Genomic DNA, 13,535 nt, shown 5'->3' with positions numbered 1-13,535 from the left:
CCCGTCCCTGGTTCTCAACCGCGCTGCGCGGCCTGCTCGTCGAGCTGGCGCTGCATCTCGCGGCGCTTGTTGGCGATCGAGGCGATGATGACGCCGACCGCCACCACCGCGATCAGGATCGTGCAGGCGGCGTTGATTTCCGGCGTCACGCCGAGGCGCACCTGGCTATAGATCTTCATCGGCAGCGTGGTGGCGCCGGGACCCGAAGTGAAGCTCGCGATGACCAGGTCGTCCAGCGAGAGCGTGAAAGCCAGCATCCAGCCGGAGATGATCGCCGGCAGGATGACCGGCAAGGTGATCTGGAAGAAGGTCTTCACCGGCGGCGCGCCGAGATCCATCGCCGCCTCCTCCAGCGAGCGGTCGAACGTGACCAGGCGCGACTGCACGACGACGGCGACGAAGCACATGGTGAAAGTGATGTGCGCGAGCGTCACGGTGAGGAAGCCGCGGTCGAGCCCGACGGCGACGAAAAGCAAGAGCAGCGACAGGCCGGTGATGACTTCCGGCATGACCAGCGGCGCGAAGACCATGCCCGAGAAGAGCACCCGCCCCCTGAAGCGCGTGTAGCGCGTCAGCGTGATGGCGGCGAGCGTGCCAAGCACGGTCGCAACCGTGGCCGAGATGACGCCGACGCGCGCCGTCACCCAGGTGGCATCCATCAGACCCTGGTTGTGGAACAGCGACACGTACCATTTGGTCGAGAAGCCGCCCCAGACGGTGACGAGCTTCGATTCATTGAAGGAAAAGACGATCAGAAGCACGATCGGCAGGTAGAGGAAGGCAAAGCCCAGCACGATCGAGGTGATGTTGAAGCGGCTCCAGGTCGCGTTCATTTGCCTTGCTCCTGTGCCTTCGCCTGCGCCTGCTGGAAGAACATGATCGGGATGGTCAGCACCAGGAGCAGGATGACGGCCACCGCCGACGAGACCGGCCAGTCGCGGTTGGAGAAGAATTCGTTCCAGAGCGTCTTGCCGATCATCAGCGTCTGCGAACCGCCGAGGAGATCGGGGATGACGAACTCGCCGACAGCCGGAATGAACACCAGCAGGCAGCCGGCGACGACGCCGGGCAGCGACAGCGGGAAGGTGATCTTCCAGAAGGCGCTGGTCTGCGGGCAGCCGAGGTCCTGCGCGGCCTCGATCAGCGAATAGTCCATCTTTTCCAGCGAGGAATAGAGCGGCAGCACCATGAAGGGCAGGTAGGAATAGACGATGCCGATGAAGATCGCCGTGTAGGTGTTGAGGATAACCAGCGGCTGGCTGATCAGGCCGGTCGCGAGCAGGACCTGATTGAGCAGCCCCTCGGGTTTGAGGATACCGATCCACGCATAGACGCGGATCAGGAACGAGGTCCAGAACGGCAGGATCACCAGCATCAGCAGGGTCGGGCGGATCGCCGCCGGCGCGCGCGCCATGCCATAGGCGATCGGATAGCCGACGATCAGGGTGAGTATCGTCGAGATCCCCGCGATGATCAGGCTCGTCACATAGGCGTTGAAATAGAGCGCGTCCTGGGTGAGCCAGGTGTAGTTATCGAAGTTGAGATCGCGGAAGCCTGCGAAGAATCCGGAAACGCCATCGCTGAAATCGAGCACTGGCGTGTAGGGCGGCATGGCGATCGCCGTCTGCGACAGCGAGATCTTGAAGACGATGATGAAGGGGACGAGGAAGAAGAACAGCAGCCAGAGATAGGGAATGATGATGACGAGGCGGTTGACGAAGCCCTTTGCCAGCCGCGTCAGCGGCGTGGCGGCGGTAGCGGTCGTCGATGGAGCGGCGGCAGCTGCGATGTTTGTCATGTCCGCTCCTACCTTGTCAGCACGACGCCGGCGTCGGGCCGGAAGGAAACCCAGGCGCGGTCGTTCCAGGTCAGCGGATCCTCGGTGACACGCGAGGCGTTCAGCGCGCTTGCCCGCACGATCTGACCGTCGTCGAGCTTGATATGATAGACGGTCATGTCGCCGAGATAGGCGACATCGTAGACCTCGCCTTCGAGCGCGTTGACCGCATCGACCGGCTTTTTGGAAGAAACCTTGATCTTCTCCGGCCGGATCGCGAAAATGATGTCGGAGCCGGCAGCGGCGTCGCTGCCATTGTCGACGACGATCTGCGCTCCGGTCGCGCCGGTGATGCGCGTGGCGCTTGCCGTGCGCTCGGCAACCTTGCCCTCGAACATGTTCACATTGCCGACAAAATGCGCCACGAAGCGCGAGGTCGGCGCCTCGTAGATCTCGGCAGGCGTCGCGACCTGCATCACCTCGCCCTTGTCCATGATGGCGATGCGGTCGGCCATGGTCATGGCCTCCTCCTGGTCATGCGTGACGACGACGAAAGTGAGGCCGAGCTCCTGCTGCAGGTCCATCAGTTCGAACTGCGTTTCCTCGCGCAGCTTCTTGTCGAGCGCGCCGAGCGGCTCGTCGAGGAGCAGAACCTTCGGGCGCTTGGCGACCGAGCGGGCAAGCGCCACGCGCTGGCGCTGGCCGCCCGAGAGCTGGTGCGGCTTGCGCTTGGCGAACTGCTCGAGCTTGACGAGCTTCAGCATCTCGGCGACGCGCTTGTCGATATCGGCCCCAGGCATGCCTTCCTGCTTCAGGCCGAAGGCGATGTTCTTTTCCACCGTCATATGCGGGAACAGCGCGTAGGACTGGAACATCATGTTGACCGGCCGCTTGTAGGGCGGGATGCCGCGCAGGTCCTGCCCGTCGAGAAGGATGCGGCCCGCCGACGGCTCCTCGAAGCCGGCGAGCATCCTGAGCAGGGTCGACTTGCCGCAGCCGGAAGCGCCGAGCAGGGCGAAGAACTCTCGCTCGAAGATGGTCAGCGACAGATTGTTGACGGCGGTGAAGTCGCCGAACTTCTTGGTGACCTTGTCGAACTGGATATACGGCTTGGCGTTCGGGTCGTTCCATGGCGCGAAATCCCTGCGGATGCTGCCAAGCGATTTCATGGTCCCCACTCCGTTACTTTTTTGAATTCCCCAAAAGAAAGCGACCCCGGCAGTTGGCTGCCGGGGTCGTGTCTCAATGCTTACTGGCCTGTGACGATCTTGGTCCAGGTGCGCGTGATGACACGCTGTGTCTTGGGATCGTATGGCGCAACGGTATAAAGCTTCTTCGTGGTCTCTTCGTCCGGATAGACCGAAGGATCTTCCAGGATCGCCTTGTCGACGAACTGCTGCGAGGCCTTGTTGCCGTTGGCGTAGAGCACGTAGTTCGACGACTTGGCGATGACTTCGGGCGTCATCATGTAGTTGATGAACTCGAGCGCGTCGGCGACATGCGGCGCGTCCGCGGGGATCGCCATCTGGTCGAACCACATCTGGGCGCCTTCCTTCGGCACCGAATAACCGATCTCGACGCCCTGCTTGGCTTCCTCGGCGCGGTTTCGCGCCTGGAAGACGTCGCCCGACCAGCCGATGGCCAGGCAGATGTCGCCATTGGCCAAGGCGTTGATGTATTCGGACGAATGGAACTTGCGGATATAAGGCCGGACCTTCAGCAACGCTTCCTCGGCCTTGGAAATGTCATCGGGCGAGGTGCTGTTGGGATCGAGCCCGAGATATTTCAGCGCCGCCGGAATGACGTCGGCGGGAGAGTCCAGCACGTAGACGCCGCAATCCTTCAGCTTGGCCAGCTTGTCGGGATTGAAGAAGGTGTCCCAGCTATCGATCTTGTCGGTGCCGAGCGCGGCCTGCACCTTCTTGATGTTATAGCCTAGACCGACCGTGCCCCACATGTAGTTGACGGAATATTCGTTGCCCGGATCGTATTTGGCGGTGCGCTCGGAAATGACGTCCCACATGTTGGAGATGTTGGGCAGCTTCGACTTGTCGAGCTTCTGGAACACGCCGGCCTGGATCTGGCGCGCCAGGAAATTGGCGCTCGGCACGACGACGTCATAGCCGCTGCCGCCGGCAAGCAGTTTCGTCTCCAGGATCTCGTTGGAATCGAAGGTGTCATAGACGACCTTGATGCCGGTCTTCTTGGTGAAGTCGTCGATGATCGAAGAGTCGATATAGTCCGACCAGTTGTAGACGTTGACGACGCGGTCTTCGGCATGGCCGGTTATTGTGAAAAGCGTCAGAAATGCCGACGTCGCCGAAAGCAAGAGCGCTTTGCGGATCATGGTGTTCTCCTTTGGTGAGTATTCCCTCGCCGGCTCGTCGCGATATGGCGGCGCGGCGTTGGTTTCAGACTATTGAGCTTTCCGGAGAGCGACAAGCGTGAACTGTCCACGCCAGGCTCGATCACGACATCAAGGTCGAAGGCATTCCAGCCTCCTCGGCGAGGCACCCGGGCCGCGTCAGCGGCATTCACCGCGGCGTAAGCATAGCGATCACGATGCTGTCCGGTCCCGAGCAGGCCGGCGGAGACACTTGGCAAGATACGCCTGTCTTGTTGTTGCCGTAATCGCAGCCTGCCCGTCCGGCAACTGGGTTGTCAATGGGGAACGCTGCCTATCGTCAATTGGGCGACGGCAGGCCGGTGACGCCGGGACGCGCCGGCCGTGTCTGGCGCTTGAACTCCAGGCCGATATGGACGAGCAGCGCCGTGACGACGACCGCGCCGCCGATGATGGTGCGCACCGACGGTACTTCGGAATGGACGAGCCAGACCCAGATCGGCCCAAGGATCGGCTCGAAGGTGCCGAGCAGCGCCGCGATCGCCGCCGGCACCAGCCGCGCGCCCATGGCAAAAAAGGCGAGGCCGACGCCGAGATTGATGACGCCGAAGGCGAAGAGGAAGCCCATGTCGCGCCCGGAGACCGCGAACTCCGATGCCTGGGAAGCGGCGAAAGCACTGGCGAGCAGCGCCGCAAGGCAATTGGCCGGCACCATGCGCACATGGGCGAAGCGCCGGGTGATCACGGTCGCGACGGAAAACATCACCGCGATCAGCAGCGCCAGTCCATCGCCGATCGGCGAGACGGCGCCGCCCAGGGATTCCGAGACCATGATGGCGACGCCGGTGATGACGGCGGCAATCGCGATCCAGGTCGCCGGACCGACCCGTTCGCGAAACAGGAGCCAGGCGAGCAGAGCCGCCAGGAGCGGCACGCCTGCCTGCATCAGGAGGATGTTGGCGACCGTCGTATAGGCAAGCGCCACCACGAAGCTGGTCGAGGCGGTGGCGAAGCAGAAGGCGACGCCAAGGCCTGGCAGGCCCATGTGCCGAAAGAGGTTCAGTGTACCGCGCCAACCATCGCGCCAAAGCATGAAAGCGATGAGAAAGGCCACGGCCCAGAGCGAGCGCCAGAACACCACGGTCCAGCTGTCGCCGATATGGATGAAGCGAGCGATGGTGCCGCCGAAACTCCACATAAGCGCCGAAAGGAAGACCAGGAGCATGCCGATCCGCTCCTCGCGCGGCGAGACGGCTGGCAAGGCGGTGGAGGACGGGGCGACGTGGGGCGAGGCGGTATCGGTCATGGCAGATGACTGTCAGCGGTTTGCGTTCGACACGATGCACCAGGGACGACGAGGAACTGCGTCTCAATCGCGTAGCGCAAAGGCGCAAAACCGGCGTGATCCAGCGCTCGGCGAGGCTTGGGACACATCCGCCGGTATCATCCCTGGAAATCGAAGGCGCTGAGGCCTGTCACCATCTCGTCGAGGCCGAGCGGGCGCGTCACCGGCGGCTCGGCGCGCGCAAGGCAGCCGGCGCGCTCGCAAAGCCGGCAGGCGGGGCCGACCGGCGTGGCGATGCCTTGCCCGGGCTTGCCGGTGGCTCCGGCCGGCAGCGCCACGCCATAGACGATCTCGTCGCGGAAGCCGACATCGCAACCGAGCAAGAGCGCGGTGCGACGCGGCCGTTCGGAGAAGGCGCCTTGCGGGCCTTCCAGCGTGCGGGCGATGCAAAGGAATTCGGCGCCATCAGGCATCTCCACCGCCTCGACCAGTATCTGGCCCGGCTGCGAGAAGGCCGCATGGACGGGAAGCTTTGGGCAGCCGCCGCCGAAACGGCTCTGCGGATAGCCCTGGCTGCCGGCCTTGCGGAAGCGGTTACCGGCATTGTCGACTTCCAGCATGAAGAACGGCACGCCCGATGCGCCCTGCCGCTGCAGCATGGTCAGACGGTTGGCCGCCTGTTCGAAAGAGACGCCGAAACGGGAACGCAAGACGTCGATGTCGTAGCGGGCGCGGACGGCGGCGGCGTGGAAAGCCTGATAGGGCATCATCAGCGCGTGGGCGGCGTAGCGGCCGAGCTCGAAACGGGCAAGCCGGCGCGCCTCGTCAGTGGCGAGCTTCAGCGCCTGGACCTCGCCCGCGATGGCCACCGACATGCGCATCAGGCTCGCCTCCATGGCGACCTCGCGCAGCTGGTCGAAAGGCGACAGCCGCTCGGACAGGAACAGGCGCTGCGAATGGCGGTCGTAACGGCGGCGCCAATTGGGCATGGTGGCGACCGGCAACACCTTGACGACGATGCCGTGCTCGCGCCTCAGCCAGGCCTTCAGCGCGCCGGACAGATCGTCGCCGGGCTCGAGGACCGATGTGAAAGCCTCCGCCTCTTCCTCCAGCGAAGCGAAGTGGTTCGGCCGGCGCTCGAACACTTCGTGGACTTCATCGGCAGGCAAGCGCGTGCCGGACAGCGCGGTCGCCCTGCCCTCCTTGGCCAATAACTGGTTGAGGTCGGACAGGCGCTCGGCCTGCTCGCGGTAGGCACGAAAGAGCTTCACCATCGCCGCCGAGGCATTCGGCGCCGTCTCGGCGAGGTCGATCAATTCCTGGTCGCCGGGCAGTTCGCCGGCAAGAAGCGGATCGCTGAACGCTTCGCGCAAGGCAGCGATCGAGCCTTTTGTCTCTCCCTGCAGTTCGTGCGGATCGACCTTATAGACGGAGGCAAGCTTGAGAATGAGCTGCACCGTCAACGGTCGCTGGTTGCGCTCGATCAGGTTGAGGTAGGAAGGCGAGATGCCCAGCCCCTCGGCCATCGCCGTCTGGGTCAGGCTCCTGGCGGTGCGCAGCCGCCGCAGCCGCGGCCCGGCAAAAATCTTCTGGTCGGCCATCCCTGCCATCCTTGACAAGAATTTACATGAACATCGAGTCCGGCGGTCGCTTCGCCGTTTTTACAATCGTGACAAATTTACAGGTGCGGCCTGTCAATGGCAACACAGCTTTTCCTTTATTTTCGATGCCAAAAGGCGGTTTTCCTAGATGGCTTTCGCACCGCAATGTAAATGATGTCATACACAGACGCCACAGATTGGGCCTTTGTGACGCGTAGCCGAAGCAGTTAGCAAACGATCCGGAGTGACCAATGACCGATTTTTACAACCTCGTCCCCTCCGCGCCGGAAGGGCGTTTCGACGGCATCGAGCGTCCCTATTCGCCAGAGGATGTGAAGCGGTTGCGCGGTTCCGTGCAGGTTCGCCAGACGCTGGCCGAGATGGGTGCGAACCGGCTGTGGAAGCTCATTCACGAGGAGGATTTCGTCAATGCGCTGGGCGCCATGTCGGGCAACCAGGCCATGCAGCAGGTTCGAGCCGGACTGAAGGCGATCTATCTCTCGGGCTGGCAGGTGGCCGCCGACGCCAACACCGCGTCGGCGATGTATCCGGACCAGTCGCTTTACCCGGCCAATGCGGCGCCGGAACTCGTCAAGCGTATCAATCGCACGTTGCAGCGCGCCGACCAGATCGAGACATCCGAAGGCAACGGGCTGTCGGTCGAGACCTGGTTCGCGCCGATCGTGGCCGACGCGGAAGCCGGCTTCGGCGGCCCGCTCAACGCCTTCGAGATCATGAAGGCCTTCATCGAGGCGGGTGCCGCCGGCGTCCATTATGAGGACCAGCTGGCGTCGGAAAAGAAGTGCGGCCATCTCGGCGGCAAGGTGCTGATCCCGACGGCGGCGCATATCCGCAACCTCAACGCGGCGCGCCTTGCGGCCGACGTCATGGGCACGCCGACGCTGGTCGTGGCGCGCACGGACGCCGAGGCGGCGAAGCTGTTGACCTCCGATATCGACGAGCGCGACCGGGCTTTTGTCGATTACGATGCAGGCCGCACGGTCGAGGGCTTCTACAATGTGCGGAACGGCATCGAGCCCTGCATCGCGCGCGCCGTGGCCTATGCGCCGCATGCCGACCTGATCTGGTGCGAGACCTCCAAGCCGGATCTGGCGCAGGCCAGGAAATTCGCCGAGGGCGTGCACAAGCACCATCCTGGCAAGCTGCTCGCCTATAATTGCTCACCGTCCTTCAACTGGAAGAAGAACCTCGACGACGCGACGATCGCGAAGTTCCAGAAGGAGCTTGGCGCGATGGGCTACAAGTTCCAGTTCATCACGCTCGCCGGCTTCCACCAGCTGAACTTCGGCATGTTCGAGCTGGCGCGCGGCTACAAGGATCGCCAGATGGCCGCCTATTCGGAACTGCAGGAGGCCGAGTTCGCGGCCGAGGCCCGCGGCTACACCGCGACCAAGCACCAGCGCGAGGTCGGCACCGGCTATTTCGACGCCGTGTCGATGGCGATCACCGGCGGCCAGTCCTCGACCACCGCCATGCATGAATCGACCGAGCACGCCCAGTTCAGGCCGGCGGCCGAGTAACCGATAACAACCAGAGGAAACGCCCGCAGGGCATTTGCATCGAGGAGAAGACCAATGGCATCGATAAGCCGCGTCAAGGAAAGGGCAGAAGAACAATCGAGCGCGATGAGCGTCGACCAGCAGGCGACGATCCGCATGCTCGCCAACGATCTGCACAGGCTCAACCAGTCGGTCATGAAGGCAGTCGAGGCCGGCGTCTCGGTGGAGCTGGTGCGTTCGGCCAGGCACCATGGCGGCGACGGCAACTGGGGAGACCTTTTGATCCCGGTGATCGTTACCCAGCAGAGTCATACTTGACGCAACGTCAACAGTCTCGGCGACAGTCTCCCGCGCGCTATACGTTCGGGAGACTATCGCATTTTTTCGATTTGCCTTCGTCGCCAAGAGGTACGACTTGCGCCGAGGTCCAGAATTTCTTGCTATATTTTCGACCTCGACCGTTTCAGCTTGACACCGGCCGTGATCTCACCCAATTGTGCCTCAGGTTTCAACCCTGCATTGAACCAGAGTGCCTGCCCGCCGATGTGCCCCCCCGACCGTGACGACCACTCCGAAAAACGCCCGAAACCGGCAGCCCGGACTGGCGCGGTCGCGGCGGACTTTTCCAAGGTGCTCGTCGTCGGAAAATCGTCGATCAATCGGGTCGTGGTGTCGAAAATCGTCGAGAAATCGGGACTGAAGCCGATCTCGGAATCGCCCGAAACCGCCGAGAAGACGCTGACCGGCCAGTTGCCCGGCGCCGTCATCCTGGACGGCGGCCCGGACAACAAGGATTGCGACCGGCTGATGTCGGCCATCGACGCGTTGCGGCGCGCCTCCGGCAAGCCGCTGCCCGCGGTGATCCTGCTTTCAACCAGGAATGGCACGCCGGAAGGCCTCGGCCTGTCGAGCCTGGTCGATGCGGTGGTCGCCAAGCCGATAACGCCCGAGAAGCTGCAACCGGTGGTCGATCGACTGGTCGGGCGCGGCTAGAGCAATTCCAGGAAAAGTGTGAGCGGTTTTCCATGCGGAATTGCGTTGAAACAAGGGGACAGAGCGGTTCGCCGTTTCCGCGAAACGCTCTAGGCGTTTCGCGACAGGCTGGGCCGGCGCGTCGAGGCGACATTCGGGAACTGTTCTCGTGAGGCTGGGTCAGTCCAGCTCGCCACGTTCCCTCATTCCGTGCGCGACCTGGCGGAAAAATTCGAGGACCTCAGGGTCGAACCAGAGGGCCTCGGATCTTGCCTGCGCCTCGGCAAGCGTTTTGGTATACGCGTCGCGTATAAGCTCTTGCTCAGCCTGGGGGCTCGAACGCCTGATGCCAGCGGTACGGGATCGCACGCGCCGAACGAACTCTTTGGCGGCTTCGGAATTGACGTCGCCCGCCTCCTTCAGTCGGCTGGCTTCCTCCATGAGGGCCCTCAGCGCAGCCTTGTGGGCGTCTCCGTCATATTCCTTCCTTATCTCGTCAAAGGTGCGGCTTGCCTGCCCAGTCGGATCCTGTTCCGCGATCAGAGCTTCGAACCTTGCGAGGAATTTCTTTTTATCGGTGGGTTGCTGCACGAGAGTCTCCTTGGTGAGAATTGCCAACTCGTCCAGAGAAAGATCCCGTCCCTCATCGATCTGACACAGCGCCACATCTATGAGGGCGATCGCGCGCCTGATCTTGTCTTGTTGGGACTCCAGCGTTTCGCGTTGCAGCCGCGGAATACCCCGAAGCCGGGAATGATCCCCGACAAGCTTCTTGATCGATTTGAGGGGCAAGCCGAGATCGCGAAGCACGATGATCTGGTGCAAGCGGCCGATTTGAGCTGGGCCGTATAGGCGCCATCTCGATTCGGCGCGGTGAGGGATAACGAGGCCCTCCCGCTCATAGACCCTGAGCGCCTTGGTGGTGACGCCGACCCGCCGAGCTGTCTCGCCCGGGCCGAACCATTGCTCCTTTTCGCCGCTCATAGCCGACCTTCCGTTCCGGACCCTCGCTTCTGTAAGGGCGGCCCCAGGGTCCGATGCAAGAGCTTCGTCGGTCGGTTCGTTCGCGCCGCCCGCTTACCCGAACCGACGTCCAGAGCGTCGGCTCGCGCGACGCCGCGGAGGTATGCCGCCAGCGGGCTTTTGCGCAGGCTGGGGAACACAACCTCCGGCCGTCGTCAACCTGCCATGGCGATGCTCTCGATCAGCGCGGGCAGTTCGCTCAGGTCGGCGATCTGGCGGAACCGCGGCGCCGCGACCGGCGCCTCGGCATGCTCGGCCGCCCAGGTCAATTCATGCGGGACATAGATACCCCAGCCGCCGGCATCGATGGCCGGAACCACGTCCGACTTGAGCGAGTTGCCGACCATCATGCTCTTTTGCGGTCCCTCGCCATGGCGGCTGAAGATCCGGGCATAGGTGGCAGCGCTCTTGTCGCTGACGATCTCGACGGCGTCGAAAAGCTCGCCCAGTCCCGATTGCGCAAGCTTGCGCTCCTGGTCCATCAGGTCACCCTTGGTGATCAGCACCAGGCGATAGCTGCCGGCGAGCTTCTCGACCGTTTCACGCGCATGCGGCAGCGGCTCGATCGGGTGGCTGAGCATGTCGCGGCCGGCAGCCAGGATTTCCGCAATGGTCGAGGCCGGAACACGGCCTTCGGTAACCTCGATCGCCGTCTCGATCATCGACAGCGTGAAGCTCTTGATGCCGAAACCGTAGAGGCCGAGATTGCGTTTGGCGGCTGCAAGCAGGTTCGCCGAAATCTTGCTCGCATCGCCATGCTCGGCAAGCATGGCTAGGAAGCGCTGCTCGGTCATGCGGAAGAACTGCTCGTTCTGCCATAGCGTGTCGTCGGCATCGAAACCGATCGTCGTCAACCGGGAAGCGGCCATCAGCGCACTCACTCTTTCCTGACAGGCACATCTAGACGTCGCAGCGCCGCCAGCAAGCAGAAAATGGCGGCGGCCGAATGACTTTCCCCGGGCAGCCGGCTTGGCATGCCCGGCGCCTCCCCTTCCCTTCCCCCATGGCGCCCGGCTATAGTTCGAAATCCGCAACACAATCTGGTGAATGATGCCGCCTGAAAAAAAGGAAGTCCGTCCGTCAAGCCGGGGGGGACGCGCCCGCACGCCTGCCTTCCTGAAAAACCAGCGTGGTGTGAAGAACTGGAAGGAAGCCAGCGCCTGGCTCGAATGGCGCGGCATCGAGGACATCGAGTGCATCACGCCCGACCAGGCGGGCGTCGCCCGCGGCAAGATGATGCCGTCGAAGAAATTCACATCCAATACATCGCTGGCGCTGCCTTCGGCCGTGTTCATGACGACGATCTCCGGCGGCTATCCCGAGGACGGCAACGGCTTCCACTATCCCGAGGATGACGGCGACCTGAAGCTTCTGCCCGATCTCTCGACGCTGACCGTCGTGCCCTGGGAAGAAGACCCGACGGCCGCGGTGATCTGCGATCTCGTGCACCAGGACGGCCGCTCGGTCGAGTTCACGCCGCGCAATGTGCTCAAGCGCGTGCTTGCGGCCTATGACGAGCGCGGCCTGAAGCCGGTGGTGGCGCCCGAGATCGAATTCTATCTGGTGCGCAAGAACCCCGACCCGGACTATCCGCTGACGCCGCCCGTCGGGCGTTCGGGCCGGCCGATCGGCGGCGGCGCCGGCTATTCGATCGCCGGCGTCAACGAATTCGACGAGCTGATCGACGACATCTACCATTTCTCGGAACGGCAGGGCCTGGAGATCGACACGCTGATCCATGAGGAGGGCGCCGGCCAGCTCGAGATCAATCTGCGCCACGGCAACCCGATCGAGCTTGCCGACCAGGTGTTCATGTTCAAGCGCACCATCCGCGAGGCAGCGCTGAAGCACGAGATCTACGCCACCTTCATGGCCAAGCCGATCCAGGGCCAGCCGGGCTCGGCCATGCATATCCACCAGTCGGTCGTTGACAAGAAGACCGGCAGGAACATCTTCTCGGCCGAGGACGGCTCGGAAACAGATGCGTTCTTCCACTTCATCGGCGGCATGCAGAGGCATGTGCCGAATGCGCTGGTGATGTTCGCGCCCTACGTCAACTCCTACCGCCGGCTGACGCAGCAGGCCTCGGCTCCGGTCAACAACAAGTGGGGCTATGACAACCGCACCACGGCCTTCCGCGTGCCGCGCTCGGATCCGGCGGCGCGGCGCGTCGAAAACCGCATCCCGTCCTCCGACGCCAACCCCTATCTGGCGCTTGCCGCGTCGCTTGCCTGCGGGCTGATCGGCATGAACAACAAGATCAAGGCGGAACCGCCGGTCCTGACGACCGCCAACGCGGATGAAATCGACCTGCCGCGCGGCCTTCTGGAGGCCGTAGGCCTGTTCGAGGACGACACGGAGCTCGGCGCCATCCTCGGCAAATCCTTCGCCGCCACCTACACGGCGATCAAGCGCGCCGAGTTCGAGACCTTCATGGAAGTGATCAGCCCGTGGGAGCGGGAGTACCTCTTGTTGAACGTATAGGGGAGTAAGGCAGTAGGGGAGTAGGGGAGTAGGGGAGTAGGGGAGTAGGACGGGTGGCCGAAAAGACAGGCTCTTACAAGGATTTGGTAGTCTGGCAGCAGGCGATGGACTTGGCTGTGTCGGTCTACAGCGCGACAAAATCCTGGCCCAAGGAAGAGCTCTATGGATTGACCAGCCAAGTGCGCCGCTCCGCAGCTTCAGTGCTGTCAAACATAGCCGAGGGTTACGGTAGGGAGATTCGAGGTTCCTATCAGCAGTTTCTCCGCATCGCTCAAGGGTCGCTGAAGGAATTAGAAACGCAGCTTCTGATCGCTGAACGCACTGGTATCGCGTCACAACAAACAACGACTCCATTGCTGGCCAGTACCGAAAGCGTGGGGAAGCTTCTTCGACTTCTGATTCGAAAATTAGCAGCCGACTAGCTTCCCCTACTCCCCTACTCCCCTACTCCCTGGAGTGCACCCCAAAACTGAGACAAGGATATAAGGGACAGTCCTGAGAGAGGGACTGATGCCTCAAAGACGGAAAT

General features: G+C 62.8%; 13 protein-coding genes. 5 read left to right on the top strand and 8 right to left on the bottom strand.

The genetic code is table 11. The features are described from left to right. Positions 1-14: 14 nt before the first annotated feature. From LB572_RS27705 to LB572_RS27680, 6 genes are all read right to left on the bottom strand, one after another. Positions 15-833 carry an ABC transporter permease gene (locus LB572_RS27705; RefSeq protein WP_140806797.1) on the bottom strand — a complete coding sequence of 273 codons (819 nt, stop codon included), beginning with the start codon at positions 831-833 and terminating at the stop codon, positions 15-17. Beyond that, a complete protein-coding gene (locus tag LB572_RS27700; protein ID WP_224669992.1) occupies positions 830-1,798 on the bottom strand; it encodes an ABC transporter permease subunit in 969 nt (322 codons plus the stop codon). Before LB572_RS27700 ends, LB572_RS27705 begins: the two co-directional genes overlap by 4 nt. An 8-nt stretch (positions 1,799-1,806) precedes the next feature. After that, on the bottom strand, positions 1,807-2,946 hold the full coding sequence (locus LB572_RS27695) for an ABC transporter ATP-binding protein (protein WP_140806799.1): 1,140 nt from the start codon (positions 2,944-2,946) through the stop codon (positions 1,807-1,809). A gap of 80 nt (positions 2,947-3,026) precedes the next feature. Further along, complete coding sequence (locus LB572_RS27690) at positions 3,027-4,124, bottom strand: polyamine ABC transporter substrate-binding protein (protein WP_140806800.1); 1,098 nt, start codon at positions 4,122-4,124, stop codon at positions 3,027-3,029. Between the two features lie 337 nt (positions 4,125-4,461). Further along, positions 4,462-5,427 carry a DMT family transporter gene (locus LB572_RS27685; RefSeq protein WP_140806801.1) on the bottom strand — a complete coding sequence of 322 codons (966 nt, stop codon included), beginning with the start codon at positions 5,425-5,427 and terminating at the stop codon, positions 4,462-4,464. A gap of 137 nt (positions 5,428-5,564) precedes the next feature. After that, entirely contained in the window at positions 5,565-7,007 is a 1,443-nt protein-coding gene (locus LB572_RS27680; protein ID WP_224669991.1) for a helix-turn-helix domain-containing protein, read from the bottom strand. Between the two features lie 251 nt (positions 7,008-7,258). On the opposite strand from LB572_RS27680, the gene aceA reads away from it, so the two are divergent. The 3 genes from aceA (at position 7,259) to LB572_RS27665 (ending at position 9,520) form a co-directional block, all read left to right on the top strand. Beyond that, positions 7,259-8,548 (top strand): isocitrate lyase, encoded by a 1,290-nt coding sequence (aceA, locus tag LB572_RS27675; protein ID WP_224669990.1) that lies wholly within the window; start codon positions 7,259-7,261, stop codon positions 8,546-8,548. A gap of 54 nt (positions 8,549-8,602) precedes the next feature. Then, positions 8,603-8,845 (top strand): hypothetical protein, encoded by a 243-nt coding sequence (locus LB572_RS27670; protein ID WP_027168360.1) that lies wholly within the window; start codon positions 8,603-8,605, stop codon positions 8,843-8,845. A 225-nt stretch (positions 8,846-9,070) separates the two neighbouring features. Beyond that, entirely contained in the window at positions 9,071-9,520 is a 450-nt protein-coding gene (locus LB572_RS27665) for a response regulator (protein ID WP_412033596.1), read from the top strand. Between the two features lie 159 nt (positions 9,521-9,679). On the opposite strand, the gene LB572_RS27660 is transcribed toward LB572_RS27665, so the two are convergent. After that, a complete protein-coding gene (locus tag LB572_RS27660; protein WP_224669989.1) occupies positions 9,680-10,483 on the bottom strand; it encodes a MerR family transcriptional regulator in 804 nt (267 codons plus the stop codon). Positions 10,484-10,677: 194 nt separating this feature from the next. Beyond that, a complete protein-coding gene (locus LB572_RS27655) occupies positions 10,678-11,391 on the bottom strand; it encodes an HAD family hydrolase (protein WP_140806816.1) in 714 nt (237 codons plus the stop codon). Positions 11,392-11,569: 178 nt separating this feature from the next. On the opposite strand from LB572_RS27655, the gene LB572_RS27650 reads away from it, so the two are divergent. Further along, positions 11,570-13,006 carry a glutamine synthetase family protein gene (locus LB572_RS27650; RefSeq protein ID WP_412033595.1) on the top strand — a complete coding sequence of 479 codons (1,437 nt, stop codon included), beginning with the start codon at positions 11,570-11,572 and terminating at the stop codon, positions 13,004-13,006. A 53-nt stretch (positions 13,007-13,059) separates the two neighbouring features. After that, the gene (locus LB572_RS27645) at positions 13,060-13,428 is read left to right on the top strand and encodes a four helix bundle protein (protein WP_224669988.1); all 369 of its coding nucleotides are present in this window, start codon (positions 13,060-13,062) and stop codon (positions 13,426-13,428) included. The last annotated feature ends 107 nt before the right edge of the window (positions 13,429-13,535 follow it).

It is taken from the genome of Mesorhizobium sp. BH1-1-5, from assembly GCF_020165615.1.
Lineage (GTDB): Bacteria > Pseudomonadota > Alphaproteobacteria > Rhizobiales > Rhizobiaceae > Mesorhizobium.
The sequence above is the reverse complement of the archived record's forward strand: the minus strand, read 5'-3'. Positions and strand labels throughout refer to the sequence as shown.